At 63.6% G+C, this 18,806-nt stretch carries 19 protein-coding genes; 10 read left to right on the forward strand and 9 right to left on the reverse strand.

Going from position 1 to position 18,806, the window contains the following annotated elements:
- Positions 1–193: 193 nt before the first annotated feature.
- Positions 194–778 carry a hypothetical protein gene (locus ACFYVR_RS26420; protein WP_387479169.1) on the reverse strand — a complete coding sequence of 195 codons (585 nt, stop codon included), beginning with the start codon at positions 776–778 and terminating at the stop codon, positions 194–196.
- Between the two features lie 229 nt (positions 779–1,007).
- Here ACFYVR_RS26420 and ACFYVR_RS26425 point away from each other — a divergent pair, with 229 nt between their 5' ends.
- Complete coding sequence (locus ACFYVR_RS26425) at positions 1,008–1,577, forward strand: VOC family protein (protein ID WP_387479172.1); 570 nt, start codon at positions 1,008–1,010, stop codon at positions 1,575–1,577.
- A gap of 42 nt (positions 1,578–1,619) precedes the next feature.
- On the forward strand, positions 1,620–3,215 hold the full coding sequence (locus tag ACFYVR_RS26430) for an FAD-dependent oxidoreductase (protein WP_387479175.1): 1,596 nt from the start codon (positions 1,620–1,622) through the stop codon (positions 3,213–3,215).
- A gap of 144 nt (positions 3,216–3,359) precedes the next feature.
- Here the strand turns inward: ACFYVR_RS26430 and ACFYVR_RS26435 are convergent, their stop codons facing one another.
- Positions 3,360–4,343, reverse strand: a complete 984-nt coding sequence (locus tag ACFYVR_RS26435) for an NAD(P)/FAD-dependent oxidoreductase (protein WP_387479223.1) — start codon at positions 4,341–4,343, stop codon at positions 3,360–3,362.
- A 75-nt stretch (positions 4,344–4,418) separates the two neighbouring features.
- Positions 4,419–5,948 (reverse strand): MFS transporter, encoded by a 1,530-nt coding sequence (locus tag ACFYVR_RS26440; RefSeq protein ID WP_387479178.1) that lies wholly within the window; start codon positions 5,946–5,948, stop codon positions 4,419–4,421.
- 363 nt (positions 5,949–6,311) lie between these two features.
- On the opposite strand from ACFYVR_RS26440, the gene ACFYVR_RS26445 reads away from it, so the two are divergent.
- From ACFYVR_RS26445 to ACFYVR_RS26470, 6 genes are all read left to right on the forward strand, one after another.
- Positions 6,312–6,590: a ferredoxin gene (locus ACFYVR_RS26445; RefSeq protein ID WP_387479180.1), complete on the forward strand. Its 279-nt coding sequence runs from the start codon at positions 6,312–6,314 to the stop codon at positions 6,588–6,590.
- Positions 6,591–6,684: 94 nt separating this feature from the next.
- The gene (locus ACFYVR_RS26450) at positions 6,685–8,094 is read left to right on the forward strand and encodes an SRPBCC family protein (protein WP_387479183.1); all 1,410 of its coding nucleotides are present in this window, start codon (positions 6,685–6,687) and stop codon (positions 8,092–8,094) included.
- A 67-nt stretch (positions 8,095–8,161) separates the two neighbouring features.
- The gene (locus tag ACFYVR_RS26455) at positions 8,162–9,016 is read left to right on the forward strand and encodes a VOC family protein (RefSeq protein ID WP_387479186.1); all 855 of its coding nucleotides are present in this window, start codon (positions 8,162–8,164) and stop codon (positions 9,014–9,016) included.
- A gap of 180 nt (positions 9,017–9,196) precedes the next feature.
- Positions 9,197–10,615 (forward strand): FadR/GntR family transcriptional regulator, encoded by a 1,419-nt coding sequence (locus tag ACFYVR_RS26460; protein ID WP_387479189.1) that lies wholly within the window; start codon positions 9,197–9,199, stop codon positions 10,613–10,615.
- 156 nt (positions 10,616–10,771) lie between these two features.
- Positions 10,772–11,260: a cupin domain-containing protein gene (locus ACFYVR_RS26465; RefSeq protein ID WP_387479192.1), complete on the forward strand. Its 489-nt coding sequence runs from the start codon at positions 10,772–10,774 to the stop codon at positions 11,258–11,260.
- The gene (locus ACFYVR_RS26470) at positions 11,227–12,132 is read left to right on the forward strand and encodes an alpha/beta fold hydrolase (RefSeq protein ID WP_387479195.1); all 906 of its coding nucleotides are present in this window, start codon (positions 11,227–11,229) and stop codon (positions 12,130–12,132) included. The genes ACFYVR_RS26465 and ACFYVR_RS26470 overlap by 34 nt, the downstream gene beginning before the upstream one ends.
- Before the next feature lie 77 nt (positions 12,133–12,209).
- On the opposite strand, the gene ACFYVR_RS26475 is transcribed toward ACFYVR_RS26470, so the two are convergent.
- The 5 genes from ACFYVR_RS26475 to ACFYVR_RS26495 all read right to left on the reverse strand — a co-directional run bounded on the left by ACFYVR_RS26475 (position 12,210) and on the right by ACFYVR_RS26495 (position 16,021).
- Entirely contained in the window at positions 12,210–12,443 is a 234-nt protein-coding gene (locus ACFYVR_RS26475) for a DUF3263 domain-containing protein (protein ID WP_387479199.1), read from the reverse strand.
- 96 nt (positions 12,444–12,539) lie between these two features.
- On the reverse strand, positions 12,540–12,908 hold the full coding sequence (locus ACFYVR_RS26480; protein ID WP_387479202.1) for a hypothetical protein: 369 nt from the start codon (positions 12,906–12,908) through the stop codon (positions 12,540–12,542).
- Between the two features lie 289 nt (positions 12,909–13,197).
- Positions 13,198–13,335: a hypothetical protein gene (locus tag ACFYVR_RS26485; protein ID WP_387479205.1), complete on the reverse strand. Its 138-nt coding sequence runs from the start codon at positions 13,333–13,335 to the stop codon at positions 13,198–13,200.
- A gap of 39 nt (positions 13,336–13,374) precedes the next feature.
- On the reverse strand, positions 13,375–14,916 hold the full coding sequence (locus ACFYVR_RS26490) for a class I adenylate-forming enzyme family protein (protein ID WP_387479208.1): 1,542 nt from the start codon (positions 14,914–14,916) through the stop codon (positions 13,375–13,377).
- 310 nt (positions 14,917–15,226) lie between these two features.
- The gene (locus tag ACFYVR_RS26495) at positions 15,227–16,021 is read right to left on the reverse strand and encodes a class II aldolase/adducin family protein (protein WP_387479211.1); all 795 of its coding nucleotides are present in this window, start codon (positions 16,019–16,021) and stop codon (positions 15,227–15,229) included.
- Between the two features lie 171 nt (positions 16,022–16,192).
- Between ACFYVR_RS26495 and ACFYVR_RS26500 the strand changes: the two genes are divergently transcribed.
- Positions 16,193–16,786 (forward strand): TetR/AcrR family transcriptional regulator, encoded by a 594-nt coding sequence (locus ACFYVR_RS26500; protein WP_387479214.1) that lies wholly within the window; start codon positions 16,193–16,195, stop codon positions 16,784–16,786.
- Between the two features lie 290 nt (positions 16,787–17,076).
- Here the strand turns inward: ACFYVR_RS26500 and ACFYVR_RS26505 are convergent, their stop codons facing one another.
- Positions 17,077–17,529, reverse strand: a complete 453-nt coding sequence (locus ACFYVR_RS26505; RefSeq protein WP_387479217.1) for a helicase associated domain-containing protein — start codon at positions 17,527–17,529, stop codon at positions 17,077–17,079.
- Between the two features lie 191 nt (positions 17,530–17,720).
- On the opposite strand from ACFYVR_RS26505, the gene ACFYVR_RS26510 reads away from it, so the two are divergent.
- Entirely contained in the window at positions 17,721–18,677 is a 957-nt protein-coding gene (locus tag ACFYVR_RS26510; protein WP_387479220.1) for a phosphatidylserine/phosphatidylglycerophosphate/cardiolipin synthase family protein, read from the forward strand.
- The last annotated feature ends 129 nt before the right edge of the window (positions 18,678–18,806 follow it).

Here is an 18,806-nt window from a genome sequence, read left to right on the forward strand (position 1 = left end):
TACAAACTGTTCGTCCGGTCCCTGCGCCGCCTGATCAAACTGCTCCGCGAACGCGACGGCGAAGCGGCGTTCATCCACTGGGGCAAGCACATGAAGGCCGCCCGGGCGATGACTTTCAACGAGGCTCACGAGACGACGCAGGTCCGCGACATCCTCGACTGAACATCCGGGTGTGCGAACCACGTCAGTGGTATCACCCCGGTTGCCGAATGGCCTTCGGTGGAGCCGGCCTCGGACTGCGTCGCCACTCACCTGCGTAAGCCTCGACGCTGCACTCGAACCCCCGGAACGCGGACAACGCCCGAGCGACGACCGCCTCGACCTGTTCGGGCTCGGAATCGAGACACAACTGCATCAGTACGTGGTGGGGCCCGTCGACCGGTACGAGTTCGGAAGCGAGTTCGGCATCGATCAACCCGAGTTCAACGGCAGCCTCACACGACTCGGCGAAGGTCGCAGGTGTGGTCCCTGAGCTCGCCCGGGAAACGTGGCAGTTGATGTCGAACGCCATGTCCATCAGGTTCGCGAGTACCCGCTCAATCACGAGACCCGACGCCGAATCCCGCTCCAGGAGCGCCACATCGATTGGGCCCACGGATTCCACCTGATGCAGGGCGTGACGCATGGTGATCAGGATGTGATCGACGCGCTCGAGATCCGAACGGGCTTCCGCATCGCGTGGCGATCGCTCGCCGGCCCCGGAAACCGTGCGTCCGCACGATGCGGTAGCAGCTCCGACCTGCGGGGTCCCGTTCGATGCGGCATTCTCGGTGTTCACCTCCCCATCGTGAGGGCACGCAATCACCGAGTCAATACGCGGACGCGTCGGGTAGCCGCCGCGCCCTGGAGCTCATGTCGTAGCACTGATTCCAATCCCATTCCGCCAGATGGCATGGGCGCTGGACCGAGATGGACCTCCAGACGACAGTCGAGATACGTCGTGGCGATCCGAGTTCACTCGGAGATTTCCACGCGCGCGAACACTATGCCGAGGGCGAGGATTCATTGTGAAGTCGTTGAGTGACCTGATGCGCAACTGCATGCAGTTGGGCTACGTAACCGAAGACGTCGATGGTGCGGCAAGGTTCTTGGAGTCGAAGTTGGGGACCGTCGAATGCCGCAAGAGCTACCGATCGTCGTTGGGTCGAACGCTCGACACGAAAGCACAGGACAATCCCCTGGATCCCAGCTCCATCGAGGGTTCGTTCGTCATCGTCGACGGTGCGATCGCCGAGGAATGGGTGATCGATGTGGCTCTGGTCAATGCGGGCGCGACCAACATCGAGATCATCCGGCCGGTGAGCGGCTCTGTGGACCTCTATCGCGGGAGGCTTCGCGCCGACACCCCCGCAACTTTCCACCATGCCGGCTTTCGAGTTGACGACTTCGACGAGGCGTCCGCAATGGTGGCGCGAAGCGGACGCAAGTGGGCGCAGTACGGCGTCAGCGGTGGCATCCGGTTCGGATACCTGGACCTCACTGCAGAACTCGGCCACTTCATCGAGGTGATGGAACTCGACGAGGCCAGTGCGAACATGTTCACGAAACTGGAAGAAGCTTCCAACTCTGTCTACTGAGGATTTGGGTCCCTCTCGGGACTCGCACTACGCAGGAAAGGGATGAAATTGCAGAAGAACGAGGCTGAAGACACCTACGACGTCATCGTCGTCGGCTCGGGTGCCGGGTTGGTCGGTGCAGTTGCTGCTGCTGCCCGCGGACTCCGGACACTGGTCATCGAGAAGACTGAGTTCATCGGTGGCACGACGGCATATTCGGGTTCGGGGCTGTGGCTGCCGGGCAACGCGGCCGAGCGTCGCGCCGGGCTGGATTCGGGACCCGACGAGGCTCGCCCCTACCTCGATGCCATCGTCGGCGAGGACGCGCCTGCCAGCCTGCGGGAGGTCTTCCTGCGCGTTGGGGCATCGATGATCGATGAACTCGAGAGCCATTCATCGATGGGTCAATTCTATTGGCTCGGTGTCCCCGACTACTTCGAGAAGGCGCCGGGAAGTCTGCCCGGTGGCCGCACGATCTTCCCGGAAGCCCTCGAGCGTTCGGCACTGGGCGATCTCGAGCCGCTGGTTCGGCGGCCGCAGTGGGCCGAACGTTCCGGCGCCCACCCCGGTGACGTGATGACGGGTGGGCAGGCACTCATCGGTCGCCTGCTGCTCTCCTTCATGGAAACCGGGAACGGCGAAATCCGAACGAACACACCGCTCACGGGACTGGTCGTCGAAGACGGTCGGGTCGTCGGCGTCGAGGCGACGTCCGAGGGAGAGACGATTACGCTGCGCGCTCGCCGCGGCGTCATCCTCGCGGCCGGCGGATACGAGCGCAATGCCGAGTTCCGTCAGAAGTACCAGCCCGAGACCACGGGAGAATGGTCGCAGGGGGCACCCGGCAACACCGGCGACGCACTGCTCGCCGGTATCGATGTCGGTGCCGCAACGGATCTGCTCGAGGAGGCCTGGTTTGCTCCCGGCCTCGTGGTGCCCAACGACCGTCCCGTGTTCTACACCTCCGTCTGGAGCGGGATCTGGGTCAACGCCGCCGGTGAGCGTTTCATGAACGAACGACTCCCGTACGACAGGTCCGGACACGAAATCCTCCGCGCCCACCGCAATTCCGAGGTTTCTCACATCCCGGTCCACTGGGTCTTCGATCAGCGTCAGTTCGACAACAAGCGGGCGTTCTCCTCGCCGCCGGTGGCACCGCAGTCCGAGGACTGGTTCGACGTCGACCAGTTCCTCGAGGCCGGCGTCCTCAAGCGGGCAGACACCCTCGAGGAGCTTGCCGAACTGATCGGGGTGCCTGCCGGGACTCTGACGAAGAGCGTCGCTCAGTTCAACGAGTACGCGCTCAGCGGTAAGGACGAAGCCTTCGGTCGTGGTGACGCGCCGTGGGATCTCAACATCGTCAAGACGTGCGGTTCCCACGACGACGGACCCAATCCGTGCCTCGGCCTGATCGACAGGCCCCCGTACTACGCCGCGCAGATCGTGGTGTCGGACCTGGGGACGAAGGGTGGCCTGAAGACCGACGATCACTCCCGTGTTCTGCGGGAGGACGGATCCGTCATTGCCGGCCTGTACGCATCCGGGAACACCATGGCACCCATGACCGGTCGGATCTACCCCGGCGCGGGCGGCCCGGTCGGATCGTCCATGGTCTTCTCCTATCTCGCCGCGTTGGACATGGCAGACGAGAACGACTGATCACGGATCCAGCCAAGCTCGAAGGCCCCCGAGGTTGTAAACCTCGGGGGCCTTCGGGATTCCGGCCGTCCGAACTTGTGGTCCAGAGAGCCGAAGCCGAAAGGAAACCGTCGGTTCGAGCCGACGGTTTCCTTTCGAGTCTGTTCAGGCAGCGTCTGTCGAATGACCGGGGAAGAGCGAGAGTGCCGGGTCCAACACCACTGCTGCGTTGTTGACTGCGGTGGCCACCTCGCCGAATCCGACCGACATGAGCCGGACCTTCCCCGTGTAAGAGGTGATGTCGCCTGCAGCGTAGACACGCGGCGCCGTCGTCTGCATTCGGGTATCGACAACGATCGTGCGACGGTCCAGCTCCATCCCCCATTCCGTCAGCGGTCCGAGGTTGCTGACGAACCCGAGCGCCGCGACGACCGCGTCGACGGGCACTACCCGAGCCTCGTTCTCGCCGTCGATCCGCACATGGGCCTGCTGCACGGTGCCGTTGCCCTGCAGCGACTCGACCTGTGCGTCGGTGATGATCTCGACGCCGCTCTCGTGAAGTTCTCGCACGCTCGCGGCATGTGCACGAAAGGCACTACGACGGTGAACCAGTGTCACCGAGCGGGCGATCTTCCGCAGCGCAAGCGCCCAGTCGACGGCGCTGTCGCCGCCCCCGACGACGAGCACGTCACGATCGGCATGCTCCTGCGGGTCGGGTACGAAGTAGCTCAGGCCGCGATCGAGAAACTCCTCGCCGGCCGGAAGCGTGCGAGGGGTGAAGGTCCCGATACCCGCGGTGACAACCACTGCTCCGGCATCGACGACGGTGCCGTCGGACAACGTGACCTGCGGACGCCCTTCCGCGGAGTGCGCCAGGGTGACCGCCTGACGGCCCAGAAGATAGGTCGGATCGAATGCGTCGGCCTGCGCCTTGAGCGCAGCGACGACCTCCCGCCCGAGCGCGCCCGGCACGGCAGCGATGTCGCGGATCTCCTTCTCCGGATACAGCGCGGCGATCTGCCCACCGCACTGAGGAAGGGCGTCGACGAGGACGGTCGACAGGCCGCGGAAGCCCGCCGTGTACGCACCGAACAGCCCGACAGGGCCTGCACCGACGATAAGGATGTCTGTTGACACAGTCTCGGCCATGGGCCGACCTCCTGAGATGTGACGATAATGGCTCGGTGCGGCGGCCGACGTGACGGCAGGCACCCGAATGTCAGGTCAGAGCGGGTTTAGCTCGGGGTCGCCCTTGCTCGGCGACACGTCGCCGTCGGTGTCAGGCGCAGCTTCCGGTGTGTTGGCCGAGAATTCCTCGATGACCTCGCCCCGCCGTTCGCGAAGGATCGTGGCGCCGACGACGAGTGCGAGGATACAGATCACGGCCGAGACCCACAGCCACGTGGTGATGCCCTGGTCCTGGTAGTACACGACACCTTCCGGCGAGGCCACCATGTACGGAGCCAGTACGGCGAACATGACGACCGGAAGAATCGACGATGCACCGGTGGTGCACAGCTGCACAGATCCCGCCGTCGATCCCTGGTCGCCGGCAGGCGTTGCACGCATCACCAGGTTCGGCACCGCAGCGCTGGAGACGCCGCTGGCCAGACCGAGAAGGAGGCTACCGACCAGGACGGTGGTGAACGTGTCGTGTGCCAAAGCGAATGACACCGACGAGAGCGCGAAGAGTGCGATTCCCAAGGTCAGGAAGGTGCGCGGGTTACGGCCTCGTGCAAGCAGGACACCGATCAAAGCGCCACCGGCAACAGTAGCCAGCTGCTTCGGTGTTGCGATGCTCGAGTACTCCAGGGCATTCAATCCGAGTCCGTAGGTGATGCCGTGGTCCCGCGAGGTCATCGCGAGCAACGGAACCACCTGGTAGGTCGCAGCCGACACCGCGTAGGAAACTGCGCCGGCGAACGCCACGAACACGAGGGGCTTACGCCGGAAGAGTGACAGGTTGACGATGGGCTCGTCTGCGGTACGAGTGCGCCGCACGAAGGCATATCCGAGCGCGAGGCCGACGAGCAGCAGCGGGGAGGCATCGAGCCAACCCCACGTCCGGCCCATGCTGACGTAGAGCAGCACGGGAACAACGGCGCCTGCCAGGAGGACACCGCCGAGGAAGTCCGGCTTGGTCTCTCGACGATTGGTCGACTCGGGCAGGATCAGCCAGATCGCGGCGCACAGGCCGAGGGTCCAGACCGCGTCGAACAGGAACATTCCGCGGAAGCCGTAGTTTTCCAGCAGCCATCCGATGACCGTAGGCGCTGCGATCGTGAAGGCGCCCATTCCGGTGACGGTGATACTGGCGGCGAACGCGGCCTGCTTGGGGGGATAGATGTCACGGATGAAGGACGGAATCAACGAGAGCGTTGCGAGAATGGGGCCCTGGAGGATCCGGCCGATCAGCAGGACGGTGAAGGTCGGGGCCATGGCGCAGACGAGGGCACCGGTTCCGGCCACAGTCATGGTGATCAGCAGGACCCGACGCTTGCCATAGAGATCGGCAGCCTTGCCGAGGAGCGGCGCGCACACTGCACCGACGAGGAAGTAGACGGTGATCAGCCAGCCGCCCTGCGTCGTCGGGAACTCCTTCAGGATGTTGGGCAGTCCGATCGAGATCATGCTGTTGCCCAGCGAGAGCGCTTCGAGCACGGCAGACATGAGGATGATGCCGACAATCATCGTGGCGGTCCAGCCCCGCGCGGAGTCCGGATCGTTGCCGGTTGCCGGCATGGGTAGTGACATCGGTGTTCCTCCGCAGGACGGTGAAAGGGTGAACGTACGTAATCAACGGAACGACCGTGGTCCACTCCGTGAACAGGGCCTGGGTGCCCCCGGCCCGAGCGACGTCCGCTCAGTGCTCACTGAGCTTAGGGCGTCTCCTCGAGGCGCTTGCAACGCCTATTCCATAGGATGGAAAGCCAAATAGACAATCCGAAACCACTGGTGGAGAGTCTTTTCAAAGCCTAGTACCGCGGAGCATCAGGCAGCGACCGCATGAGGGATCGACCTAAAGGTGCAGGCGAGACTCTTGCCCAGACCGTGACCGCCGCGCGACAGCGCCCGGACACTGCTGGCCGCTCCCTAGTGGATGAGGAAGGCAAAATCATGAGTGACGAAGTCCGGGTGTGGATCGAACACAACCTGTGCACCGGCGATGGACTGTGCGTCCAGTACGCCCCCGACGTCTTCCAGTTCGACGACGAGGGCGTCGCACACGTCAAGAACGATCCGGATGGTCCGCTACTGACCGAGGAGGGCGCGTCCGCCAACGTGCCGGAGAGCCTTCGTCTCGATGTCATCGATGCTGCCGACGGATGCCCCGGAAACTGCATCCACGTCGCCAGGGTCTCTGACGGCGTCGAGATCGCAGGCCCGAACGCCTAGAGACCGGTCCAACCAAGTTACCCACCGTGCACACGCACGTTGAACGCCAGTGACAGGAAGTGTGGTTGCGATGACAGCCGTTGACGATCTTCGGATGAATCGTCCCATCTGGTTTGAGGGCGATGTCCCGCCGGAGAAGGTACCCGAGAAGTACCGTCTGGACCGTGCCTTCATTCCGAAGGCTCGGTACGTGGACCCGGAGTTCCAGAAACTCGAACTCGACAAGATGTTCACCCACACGTGGCAGATCGCCTGCCGGGTCGAAGAACTGCGGGACGTGGGGTCCTTCGTCGAGTACGAGATCGGCAAGATCTCGATCCTGCTCGTTCGTGAGTCGAAGACGGAGATCCGCGCTTACCACAACGCCTGCCGTCACCGGGGTACTCGTCTGGCGCGGGGACGCGGGCGCGTCGGGTCGCTGATCTGCCCGTTCCACGGCTGGCGTTGGAACCTGGACGGCTCCATCCGACTGGTCCTCGACCGCGAGGAGTTCGTCCCTCGCTCCGACGACGATCTCGGACTGGTTCGCGTTCGGGCCGAGCAGTGGGCGGGTTTCGTCTTCATCAACCTCGACCCCGAGGCGATGCCGCTGCTCGAGTACCTCGACCCTGTCGCGCGGATCTTCGCACCGTTCCAGCTCGAGAACTTCCGGTTCCGGTGGGGGAAGGGCATCATCGCACCGTGCAACTGGAAGACGGCGATGGATGCGTTCCTCGAGGCCTACCACGTGGCCGGAACCCACCCCCAGCTCTTCCGTCTCGACAAGTCCGACGACCGGCTCGCCTCGCTGAAGGAACTCGAGAATCGTGCGTGGGCGCCGACGACCGTCTACGAACGGCACGCCCACTACTCGGCACTCGGCCCCAAGTCGGCCTCCTCCAGGACGAACGGCAAGGACCCGTCGAGGAAGGCCGGTGACGGCAAGTCCGACGAGCGTCTGAGCATCGCCGCCTCGATCCAGTACCTCCACGAGGATATGCGTGGCCTGGAGAACGAGCGCAGCTGGCGCGCCGCGGAAACGCTCAAGACGTCCGAGGTTCCCGAGGGCATGACGGCAGGCAAGTACTTCCTGCAGCTCTACCGGGAGCTCTCGATCGCCGAGGGCTTCGACTGGCCGGTGATCACGCCCGAGCAGTGGGCCGAGGCCGGCAGTTCTTGGAATGTGTTCCCGAACAGCATCATCCTCCCGGGACAGGGTTCGGCGTTCTGGTACCGGGCTCGGCCGATCGATGACGATCCCAACAAATGTCTGTTCGAGATCTTCAGCCTGGACCAGGTCCCGGTCGCCGACTACGACAAGAAGCGCGAGTTCGAGCCGCAGTACTTCGACGACTACCGTGACGCTGACCTGGGACAGGTCTTCTCCCAGGACTTCGCGAACATGAAGGAAGTCACGGTCGGCCTGCACTCGCCGAGCTTCGACGGTCACCGGCTCAGCGAAGAGCAGGAAATGACGATCTGGAACCACCACCGGGTCGCCGACCGGTTCATTTTCACCGACTGAGCGAAAACTCCGCACGCGCAAGTCCGCCAGTGCGTTCATCGTTACCGCTATCCGATTGGAGTTGAGCATGGGGGTTCATTCCCTGGGCTACCTCAGGCTGAACACGCCTGACATCAATGCGTGGAAACGATTCGGAGAAGACTTCGTCGGCTTCATGAGCGTCGAAGGTGCCGACCCGGATTCCCTGTATTTCCGTATGGATCACTACCCCGCCCGGTTGGTGGTGTCTCCTGCCGAGGAGGCGTCCTGCACGATCGGTTTCGAGGTGATGAACCGGCGAGAGCTCGCCGAACTCGTCCGCGAGATCACCGCGGAGGGTATCGAGGTGTCCTCCGGTTCCGAGGACGAGTGCGCAGAGCGCAGGGTGAACGGATTCGTCCGTTTCGCCGATCCCGGTGGAAACCAGGTCGAGCTGTTCTACGGCCCGATTCTCGATCACGTGCCGGTGCACACGCCGCTGGTGTCGGAGTTCGTGACCGGAAACATGGGGCTCGGCCACGTGATCGTCACGGCCGAGGACGTCGAGAAGACATTCGATTTCTACAGTCGAATTCTTGGATTCGTCGAGCGGAACACCTCGGGTCCGGTCTACTTCATGGGATGTAACCCGCGGCACCACAGCTTCGGCATCACACCCAGGCCCGGACCCAACGGTCGGGTTGTCCACATCATGGTCGAGGCTGCGACCCTCGACGACGTCGGCCTGGCCCTCGACCGCGCGTACAACACGGACGTGCCGATGATGAACACGCTGGGCAAGCACACCAACGACAAGATGGTGTCGTTCTACGTGTACTCCCCGGACAACTATGCGTTCGAGTTCGGTTGGGACGGTTTGCAGGTCACCGAAGAGGTGCCGACCTACGAAATCACCGAGGGCGCATTGTGGGGCCATCGGTTCTCACCACCGCCGCAGCGGTGATCTCCGTCGGCCCCCAACGATGATCGATTGTCGGGGGCCGACGACTTTCCGAGCACCGGATGCGCCCTTCAACGATGACGTAGGCTACGGCCTGTAATCCACTTGGAGCGGCTCCGAGTCGAAATGCACACACTCCGTGAGCATTTCGACTCGGAGCCAGTGGAATAGGAGTTCCTGTAGATGCGCCTCAAGGAGGCAAGCGCACCGTCAGCCGTCGCGCCCGAGAAACTCGCCGTCCAAGTTGCGCGTCGTATCGAACGAGTGATCATCGAGCGGCAATGGCCCATCGGTGAGGTGCTCGGTTCCGAAACCATACTGCGTGAACAGTTCGGGGTTTCCCGGTCGATCCTGCGTGAGGCGATCAGGGTACTCGAGCATTCTCGGGTGGTGCAGATGCGAACGGGTCCTGGAGGCGGGCTGCTCGTTGGCACTCCCGACCCGACACCGGCCATCCGCGGCCTCGTGATCTACCTGGAGTACTCCGGGGCGACAGTGGATCAACTGGTGAACGCCCGATTCATCTTCGAGCGAATGGCGATAGCGGCCATGGCAGATTCGTTGACCGAGAGCGGCGTGCAGGAACTCAGGTCCAACGCGTCCGGCGGCAGTGGATTTCGCCCCGAGAACTTCCACCTCGCGTTGGGTCGGCTCTCCGGAAACCCTGTACTCGAGGTCTACATCGAGATCCTCGTCAGATTGTCGGCGGCGTACACGCAGCGGGTACGAAGTGTGATCAACACCGAAGAGGAAGGTAGCGAGGCCGCCGCGCAACACCTGGCGATCGCGGAGGCGGTCGTCGCGGGAGCTGGGAGTCGGGCCGAGAACGATCTGGTAGCCCACCTCGAACAGGGCGCCACCTGGTTGAGTCGTCTCGTTCAGCCCCGGCCCGGAGAGAGCACTGCCGTCGGGCCCATGGACCTCGATCCCGACGAATGGCCGCAGGAGCGGAAGTTGGCCGGATCGGTGGCGAGGCGCATTCGTGACGACATTGTCCGAGAGGCCAGGTACGTCGGTGAAGTGCTCGGATCCGAAGCTGATTTCCTGTCCCGCTATGCAGTCAGCCGCTCGGTGTTCCGGGAATCGGTTCGCATTCTCGAGCACTACAGCGTGGCTCGGATGCGCCCGGGACCGGGAGGAGGGCTCGTCGTTCTCGAGCCCGATCCGAGGTCCGGTATCCGAACGGTTGCCCTGTATCTCGACTTCCGCCAAGTCACGGCCGACCATCTGCGCGCGGTGCGCGAGGAGGTCGAATTGGCTTGTCTTACCAGCGCGATGAGATCGGGAACTCTCGACAGGGCTACCTTCCGAACAGATCCGCAGCGGGGTGACACGATGTCGGACCGGTGCAGCACCTGCATACGTGATCAACTCGCAGCGCTGAGCACAGACCCGATTCTGAAGCTGTTCCGGTCCATTTTGTCCGCTCTCTGGGACGAGTACGGCAGCGGGCGTCGTCCACGCGATCCCTGCCGTTCGAGAGAGCAGGAACCTGCCGACCAGACAGAACTCGATGCGATCGTCGACGCCGTCCTCACAGGCGACGAGGGACTCTCCCAGTTCCGAATGAGACGACACCTTCGGGAGCATCCGGGCTGGTGATCTGGCGATAACGCTGCGTCTTGTCGGTCACCCCCAGGCACACCACGTTGGAGTAGCCGTCGTGTGGGCCGCGCGTGCGTTCCCATCCGTGCCGGCCATTCCATCGAGCGGAATCCAGGCGAGACGGGTCGACCGTCTCAAATCTAGGATGAAGCAATGACACTCGTATTCGGCAACCTTGTCGACGGCTTGGATTGGATCCCCATGGATCTCAATCAGCAGGCCAGTCCCAGCTACTTCTGGAACGAAGGCGGACTACTGAAGGATGCACCGATCGATTTCGGTGCAACCTTCGGGGAGAACATGTTCGTCACCAGCAAGCCGATCGACAGGCCCCGATTCAACCGCAATCCATTGCGGGTGACTCCGGGCTTCACGGTCCCTCGCCACCATCACAACATGGACGAGATGCTGTTCATGCTCGCAGGTGAGTACCACATCGAGCACTACGACAACGAGGAACCCGAAACAGTCATCGTCCGTCCCGGCGACATCTTTGTCAGCCGGGCAGGCACGGCTTACACCATGACTGCCGGCAGCGAAGGCGCCACCTACATCGAGACCTGGCCGCGGCCCGTCTCTGAGCTCGAAACCTACTGGCACAACTACGGATGGGTCGAAGCCGCCAAGGGGGCGAACCAGTGACCGCGACGCTGCAGACATACACTCATGACGACACCAGTCGGACTCTCGAGACCGAGAAGGGGGTGCTCCACTACCACGAGGCAGGAGACGGTCCCCCGCTGCTTCTCCTTCATGGTTCCGGCCCTGGCGTCAGTGGATGGAGCAACTATCAGGGCAACCTGCCGACCTTCGCAAAGCACTTCCGCACCCTGATCCTCGACTTCCCCGGGTTCGGCAAGAGCTACTCGTGCGATGAGAACCCGATGCTGGCGGCACTGCCGGCGGTGCTCGACTTCCTCGACGGTATGGACCTCGGCCCGGTTCCCGTTGTCGGAAACTCCATGGGTGGCAGCATTGCGGCACGACTCGCCTCCGGCCATCCCGAACGGGTGAAGCGACTGGTCACGATCGGCGGCGTCGGTACCCCGGTGTTCAGCGCGTCACCCCCCGAGGGAATCAAGCTTCTGGTCCAGTTCGTCGAGGACCCCACCCGTGATCGTCTCGTCGCGTGGATGGAATCGATGGTGTACGACAAGGCCATCCTGACCCCGGAGTTCGTCGAAAGCCGCTGGAAGACCGCATCGGACCCGGCCGCGTTGAGCGACGTCCGAAAGCTGTTCAACGCGGCCACCCTCGCCGCGATGCGGGGCCCGAATGGAGCGGCGGCCGTGAGCCAGGTCGAGATGCTCTCCCGCATCCAGGCACCCACCCTCATCACATTCGGGCGCGACGATCGGGTGACGCCACTCGACAGTTCGCTCCTGCCGATGCGCCTGATTCGGCACTGCGAACTGCATGTCTTCCCCAACTGCGGGCACTGGGCGATGATCGAGCGGAAGGACGAGTTCGAGAGCACGGTGCTCGCGTATCTCCTCCGCGACAGGGAGAACTGAATCATCGAGCGATGGTGCTTGCTTGCACTCGACGAACCCCGCCCACTCGTGGGCGGGGTTCGCTGTTAGGCCGTGTTTCACAAGTGGTCACTCGGACGTCGACCCGGTGGGGCCGTGTCGGTGGCCTCCGAACAAGTGCGGTCTCCGGTAGTTGGGTACAACCGGCGGCGCTGATGCCGTAGCTCCTCGAGCCGCTCAGAGAACCGGCTCGGTGTCATCCCGAATTCGACGAGGATGTCGGCGTCACTCGGACCGCCGAAGTGCTCCCAACGTCGTGCGAATTCGAGCAGTTCTCGGTCGTGTGGGTCCATCACGATCCTGTTCCTAGCGCTGGCCCGCTGATCAGCGAGCCAAGGGGTGTCTGCTCGGCGGATGATTCGCGCGGCCGCCAGATCCGGCCATACACATCACATCCCGACCCAGCGCAGGTCTTGCCCCCGGCCGTCGTCGGTGTCCGGCCGATGTCGTCCACCGTGTCCACGCGGCAAGCAGCAGACAGGCGGGTCACCGGCGTCGATCCGCGGACCATGCGCACCGCACTCGACCTGCACCTCCTCGACGTAGTCCATCAGCGCTCCGCGGGAATGCCACGTGAGCTGGGAGATTGCACGATCTGCGCCTGTCGAATCAGACGGCCGCGCAGGAATGCCGGTGTCCATCCTGCGGATCGCGGCCCGTGTCAGGGCGCCCACCGCTCGAGTCTGGACCTCTATCGTCGCATCGACAGCCGACAGCGCAATCACAGCCGGGCCGGCGATCCACAGCGGAATCCGCATTACTCCTCCTCGGGAAATCTCTACTTCTGAAAACACGTCCTAGCGGGTTCCGGTTCGCGGATGACGTCGACGTCTTCAAATACCGTTGCGCGACAACCTGAAACAAGGCCAGCGCCGTCTCACCAGAAATGGTGGAAGTAGCCGAGTCGTCGATCACCGACACATCGGCCCGAGGTGGAACCGCAACGTATGGCCCAGCGACCTCGTCGCCCGCGCCCGGTGACAGCGAGCGGCGAGGTCGACTGGCATGGTGAAGTAGGTGCGATACCCGGCATACACCGCGGGCAGGTCAAACGACCGACCGATGGGCCTTTCCGACGCCGGGCGGACCGATGATCAGCACATTCGTCGCGGTCACGCGGTAGCGGCTGAGCCGCACGGGTGAGCACTTTCGGTGAGCAGTGCCGAGCAGCTCGATGAGCGCCATCACGAGTTCTCGAGTATCCGGCCGACAGCTGGCGGGACTCTACTGTCCGATACGGAAGCGGCGAACCTTGCCGACGCTGGTGCGGGGCAGTTCATCGATGAGGTGCCACTTTCGAGGTCGGGAGGCGGGAGGCAGATTGGCGGCGGCCCAGTCCGCGAGTCCTGTGACGTCCAGCGGTGGAGTGGTCTGCCGTGCCACGACGTAGGCGACGGGGACCTGGTCTCGGATCGGATCGGGTTCGGCGAGAACAGCAGCTTCCAGTACTCCCGGAGCCTGCGCCAGCACCGCTTCGACTTCGGTGAGGCTGACGTTCTCGCCGGAGACCTTGATGACGTCATCTGCTCTGCCGACGAAGCCGAGCGCTCCGGTGACCGGATCGGTGGCCACCAGGTCTCCTGTCCGAAACCAGCTTGTCCCGTCAGCCTGGTCGGTGAAGCTACTGGATGTGGTCTTCGGATCGTCGAGATAGCTGGAGAACAGATCTGCGCCGCGGGTTCCGTGGACGAGCAGCATGCCCGGCTCTCCGGGGGCGGCCGGGTTCCCAGTGATCTCGTCGACCACCGCTACTCGACGGTGCCCGAGTGGGTGGCCGATGACGTCGTGGCGCAATGGTGTGCTGGTGTCACAGGTGACAGCGGCGACGGTTTCGGTCATGCCGTAGAGCTGGCGTGGGCGACAGCCGACGATCTGGGCGAATTGCTCGTGGTGCTCTTTGCCGAGACTCTGCGCGAACCAAACATGTTCGAGGGAAAGAGATTCCGCTGGACTAGCGCAGCGAGCCAAGATCATCCGGATGGGTGAAGCGAACAGACTCGCGTGAGTGACCTGCAGCTCCTGTGCCTGCCGCACCCACTGTGACGCCGAGAACGCGTGGGTCAGGGCAACGCTTGCCCCCACTGCGATCGCTGGTGCGATGCAGTAGTACTGCGCGTTGGCGTGAAAGAGAGGCAGAGAGACCAGCCAACGGTGCCGGGCCTCGAGGCTGACCGCGTCCGCCATTGTTTCGGCGACGGTCGAGTAGTTTTGCTGGGTCAGCACAACACCCTTCGGCTCCGACGTGGTGCCCGAGGTGAACATGACCGCGAGTCGATCCGCTGGGGCAATGCTCTCCACCGGGGTGTGCACCGGCGCACCGAGGACCAGCGGACCGTGTGCGGCGACGTCGGTCGCATCTTCTCTCATCTCGAGGATGACGGGGACCGCGTCGCCGGCGCCTGCGCGGTAGGTCTGGCCGCGACTGACAGCACAGATCCCGACAACTGGAGTTGTGCGGCGGATCTGGTTGGTGATGTCGCGAGGAGACGAGGCGGGGTCCACAGGAACGAACCATGCACCGAGGCGGGTGACTGCAAGCCAGGTCGCGACGAATGCAGGACTGTTGCGCAGAGCGACATGTACGGCGGTGCCGGCGGTGACACCGTGGTCACGGAGGGTTCCTGCAGTCCGGGCGACGATGTCATCGAACTGGGTGTAGGTGTAGGCGGTGACTTCAGACCCGTCGTGGAACAGCAGGAATGGCGCGGTGCCATGCGCGGTGGCTGCTCGGGTCCAGTGTTCGTGGAAGGTGGGCAAGTGGATCATCGTGTCTCCGTCAGTTGCTGGCCAAAGCTCATCCAGTGAGCGGTCGCGGTCATCCGGTGTCGACCAGGAGGGTGGCTGCGGCGTCGTCGCTGAACAGAAGGCTTCCGCCATGGCAGCTTCTGCTGGCATGCAACGGCCGCTCGACGTGGACCGTTGTGAATATCTGAGGGGCGGTTCTGTGCCCTCGCGTAGTTGCATCCAGACTCGCCCGGGGCGTTCGCACCCTGCTTCAACAGAGGTGGGATGGCAAGCCCTCGGGCGCCGTTCCCGTTGATTCGTGTGGATGCTGGGGCAAGGGTCGCGAACGCCGTCAATCCTTGTACGTGGGGTCGATTCGATCCAGTTTGCGCAGTAGATGCGGCCATTCCCTGTCGTTCGAGACGCCCAGATCGGTGATCCACTGCCGTGCCGTCAGGGCTGCGAGGTCATCGTCGGGGACCCGCAGGGGGCGCCCGGTCGACAGCGCGAGCAGTTGCGTCCGCGCAGATTTCTCCAGGTAGAAGGTCTCGGTGAAGGCGTGTCCGACACTTCGTCCGACGGTCAGGGTCCCGTGGTTACGCAAGATCAGGGCCGCGTTGTCGCCGAGGTCGGCGATGATGCGCTCTTGCTCGTCCATGGTCAGGGCGATGCCCTCGTAGTCGTGGTACCCGATACGTCCGTGGAAACGCATGGCGTGCTGGGTGAGTGGGAGCAACCCCTCTTCGAGCACGCTCAGGGCCATGCCGGCTTCGGTGTGCAGATGCATCACGCATTGGGCGTCGGCTCGGGTGCTGTGGATCGCGCCGTGGATGACGAATCCTGCAGCGTTGGGACGGTGGGGGGAGTCGCCGATGACGTTTCCGTCCAGGTCGATCTTGACCAGTGAGGAGGCTGTGATTTCGTCGAATCCCAGTCCCAGGGGATTGACCAGGAAATGGTGCTCGGGGCCGGGGATACGTGCCGAGATATGGGTGTAGATGAGGTCGTCCCAGCCGAACAGTGCGCACAACCGGTATGCCGCCGCGAGATCCTGGCGCAGTGCGATCTCGGCCTCGGTGATCGGCCCGTCCTGGGGGATGACCTTGGCCGGAAGGTCGAAGCTGGTGAAGTCGTCTGTTGTGGTCATGTATGCCTCCCCAGGTACGGAAGTTGTTTGCGCCGTGCGTGTGGTGCGAAGGTGACGGTCGGAAGACTGCAATCTCGGGTCGGAGGGGCCGCGAGCCACAGGCTGGACTACTGTGTGCAGTGAGTCACTAACTGAACTGAACGTACAGATCATGTAGGGAGGGGTTCGAAAATGTCAACCCTCAATGGCAGCCGGGACGGTCGCGGCGCTAACCGACGAACTGCACCGCGGTCGGAACGGGCCATTCTCGACGCTGCCTACCACTTGCTCATCGAGGACGGCTTGGCAGCAACCTCGGTGGAGGCGATCGCCGCTCGCGCCGGCGTCAGCAAGGTCACGATCTACAAATGGTGGCCCAACAGGGCGGCCGTGATCATGAGTGCATTCCTACGCGAGTCCGGAGGCACGCTCCCCTATCCGGACGCGATGTCCCGTGACGAGATTACGAAGTCATTGATCCACATGGCCGACTCGTTTCGCGGTCCGACCGGCACCGCAATACGTGCACTCATCGTCGAGAGCCAGACCGACCCCGATGTCGCCCAAGCCTTCCGCGAGGGCTACATCAACGCTCGACGACAGCATGGAAAGTCGATCGTCCTGGAAGCGATCGCAGCCGGCGTAATACGGAAAGCCGATCCGGATGTGATCCTGGACCTCCTCTACGCGCCCTTGTATTTCCGGCTCGTCATCGGTCATCAACCCCTGTCCGATGAGGCAATTCGCGAACACATCGAACTCGCAATCGACGGCCTGGCTCTATGACGTGAATCCATCTCGGGCCGGACGCAGCGTGCGACCACATACGAGTGAACTCTGCCGGCTGGCGCTCCATCCGACCGGCACCACCTCTGTCGGTCCGGCGACATCCACAGGAAGACAACGCGTGCGCGGTCAAGGTGAAGCGCCCGACTTCGGCGTCACCAATGCAGTGAGGATGCAGTGAGGACGATGCATGCTCCGTCGTCACCTCGGAACCAGGTCACCAGACTCGTGCGGGCCTGCATCGTTGTGCTTGGGCTGGTCCTTCGGTTGCTGGCCCGATATCTCCCAGGTCAGGTGGGGTTGGCGGTCGTGCGGGGGCCTCGTCGGCGGGCGCCGGGGGATACGCCGAACAGGCTGAGGACCGCTTGCTCGGTCTCGGGGAGTTTGCCTGTGCGCCATCGTTTGATCTGTCGGTAGAGCCACTCCCCCAGTCGGTCACCGTTGTCGGTGACGTAGTGGACAGGAACTTCACTGGTTCCGTGGGCTTCTCGATACGCGGCGAGTTCGGTCAGCATGAGGAGTCGTTTCGCGTCCGACTGCGGAATGGGTTCCACTTGCCAGTCGAACCCGATTGCGTTGAGTTCATGTTCGCGTTGTGGCGGCAGTGACCGTATGACGCGGGCGATTCGTTGGCGATCTGCCCAGCGGCCGAGTTGAAATCCGTCGTTGGAGACGAAGTCTCTACCGATGGCGACGTTCCGGGATTGTTCGGCGTATCGGCGAACCGCCGGCGACAGAGGCATTGCCCTTGTGGAGTGCGGGCGGCGTCCGGAAGCGACATGGTCTCGAACTCGCATGGCGCCAGTATGCCCACCAGCCTCCCTCAACGAACAAACAACGGTCCACACGGTTGGATAGATTCCGTTGAGGGGGCAGTCCCGTGCCCGGCATGAAGCGCCGAGCCATCGGCCGATGATCGGTCTACCGTGCCCTCATGGGGACCACGTTCCATGGACCGAGCCCATGGCCTCACATCACCGCAGCCCTGCGCGGCCCAGGGCCGCGATACGCGGCGATTGCCTATCTGGGTACCGGCGCACCCGATCTACTCCCTCTGGCCGCGGGCGACGTTCTTGTCGTCAATGCCGGCCGGGCCGCGATCCGCGCGCACGCCACCGCGCCCAGCGCGCTTGCGCATTTCGTGGACGTCGGGGTGCGGGTGCTGTCGTCGCCGAATCTGCACGCGAATGCGGTCGCGACACCGAAGATAGGGATCGTGGGTTCGGCCAGCGCAACCAACAGTTCCACCGTTGCCGACGAAGCTGTCGTCATCAGCGACGACTCCGACGTGGTCGAGTCGGTGCGTGCGTTCATCTGTGGGATCGACGCGATCACCGAAGTCGACCAGGTGTTCCTCGACAATGCCACTGCTATATGGGCGATCGGTCGGGCGATACCGCTCCCCGGCGTCACCGGGCGGGGGCGCGCCGAACCCGATTTCCTGCCGGCGGTGGTCGAACGGATGTTCCTGTGGCACATCGCCGACTATCAACCGACCGGTAGCGAGAAAGAACAGTGGGCGTGGCGTGCCGGCGCGCATAGCGCCGCAGCAGGTCCGAGGACCACCTACGGCCTGGAGTGGTTCCGTGTCGACTCCCCCGCGGTCCGCCGGTTCGGGCGTCTGCAGCGCGGTGACGTCCTCGTCCAGGTGTCCGCTGACAACTGGATTCATCCGCCTGCCGTGGTGGATTCCGATGCGATCCCCATCCCTCACACCCGCAGTGCAGTCGCCTACCTTCTACGAACAGGGGTCGACCTCGAACCGATCGCGATAGCGGATGCCGCCAAGGCTCTCGCCGATCTGGGGCATCCCAATCCGCGGCTGCGCCGCGATCACCGTGTCATCTCGTCAAGCTTGCGCTCTGCGATTCTGCGGCTGTGGGACCTGTGACGAGTGCCGGGCGCGGGTCCAGCGGCCGGCAGAAGGGACTGCTGCACGATCGGGTGACAGATTCGGTCACGCAGCCTGAGTGGCTGGCGTGGTCATGATTGTCTCGTATTCGACGGGGGTCAACTTGCC

The organism is Rhodococcus sp. NPDC003318, assembly GCF_042879035.1.
Taxonomy (GTDB): Bacteria; Actinomycetota; Actinomycetes; order Mycobacteriales; family Mycobacteriaceae; genus Rhodococcus_G.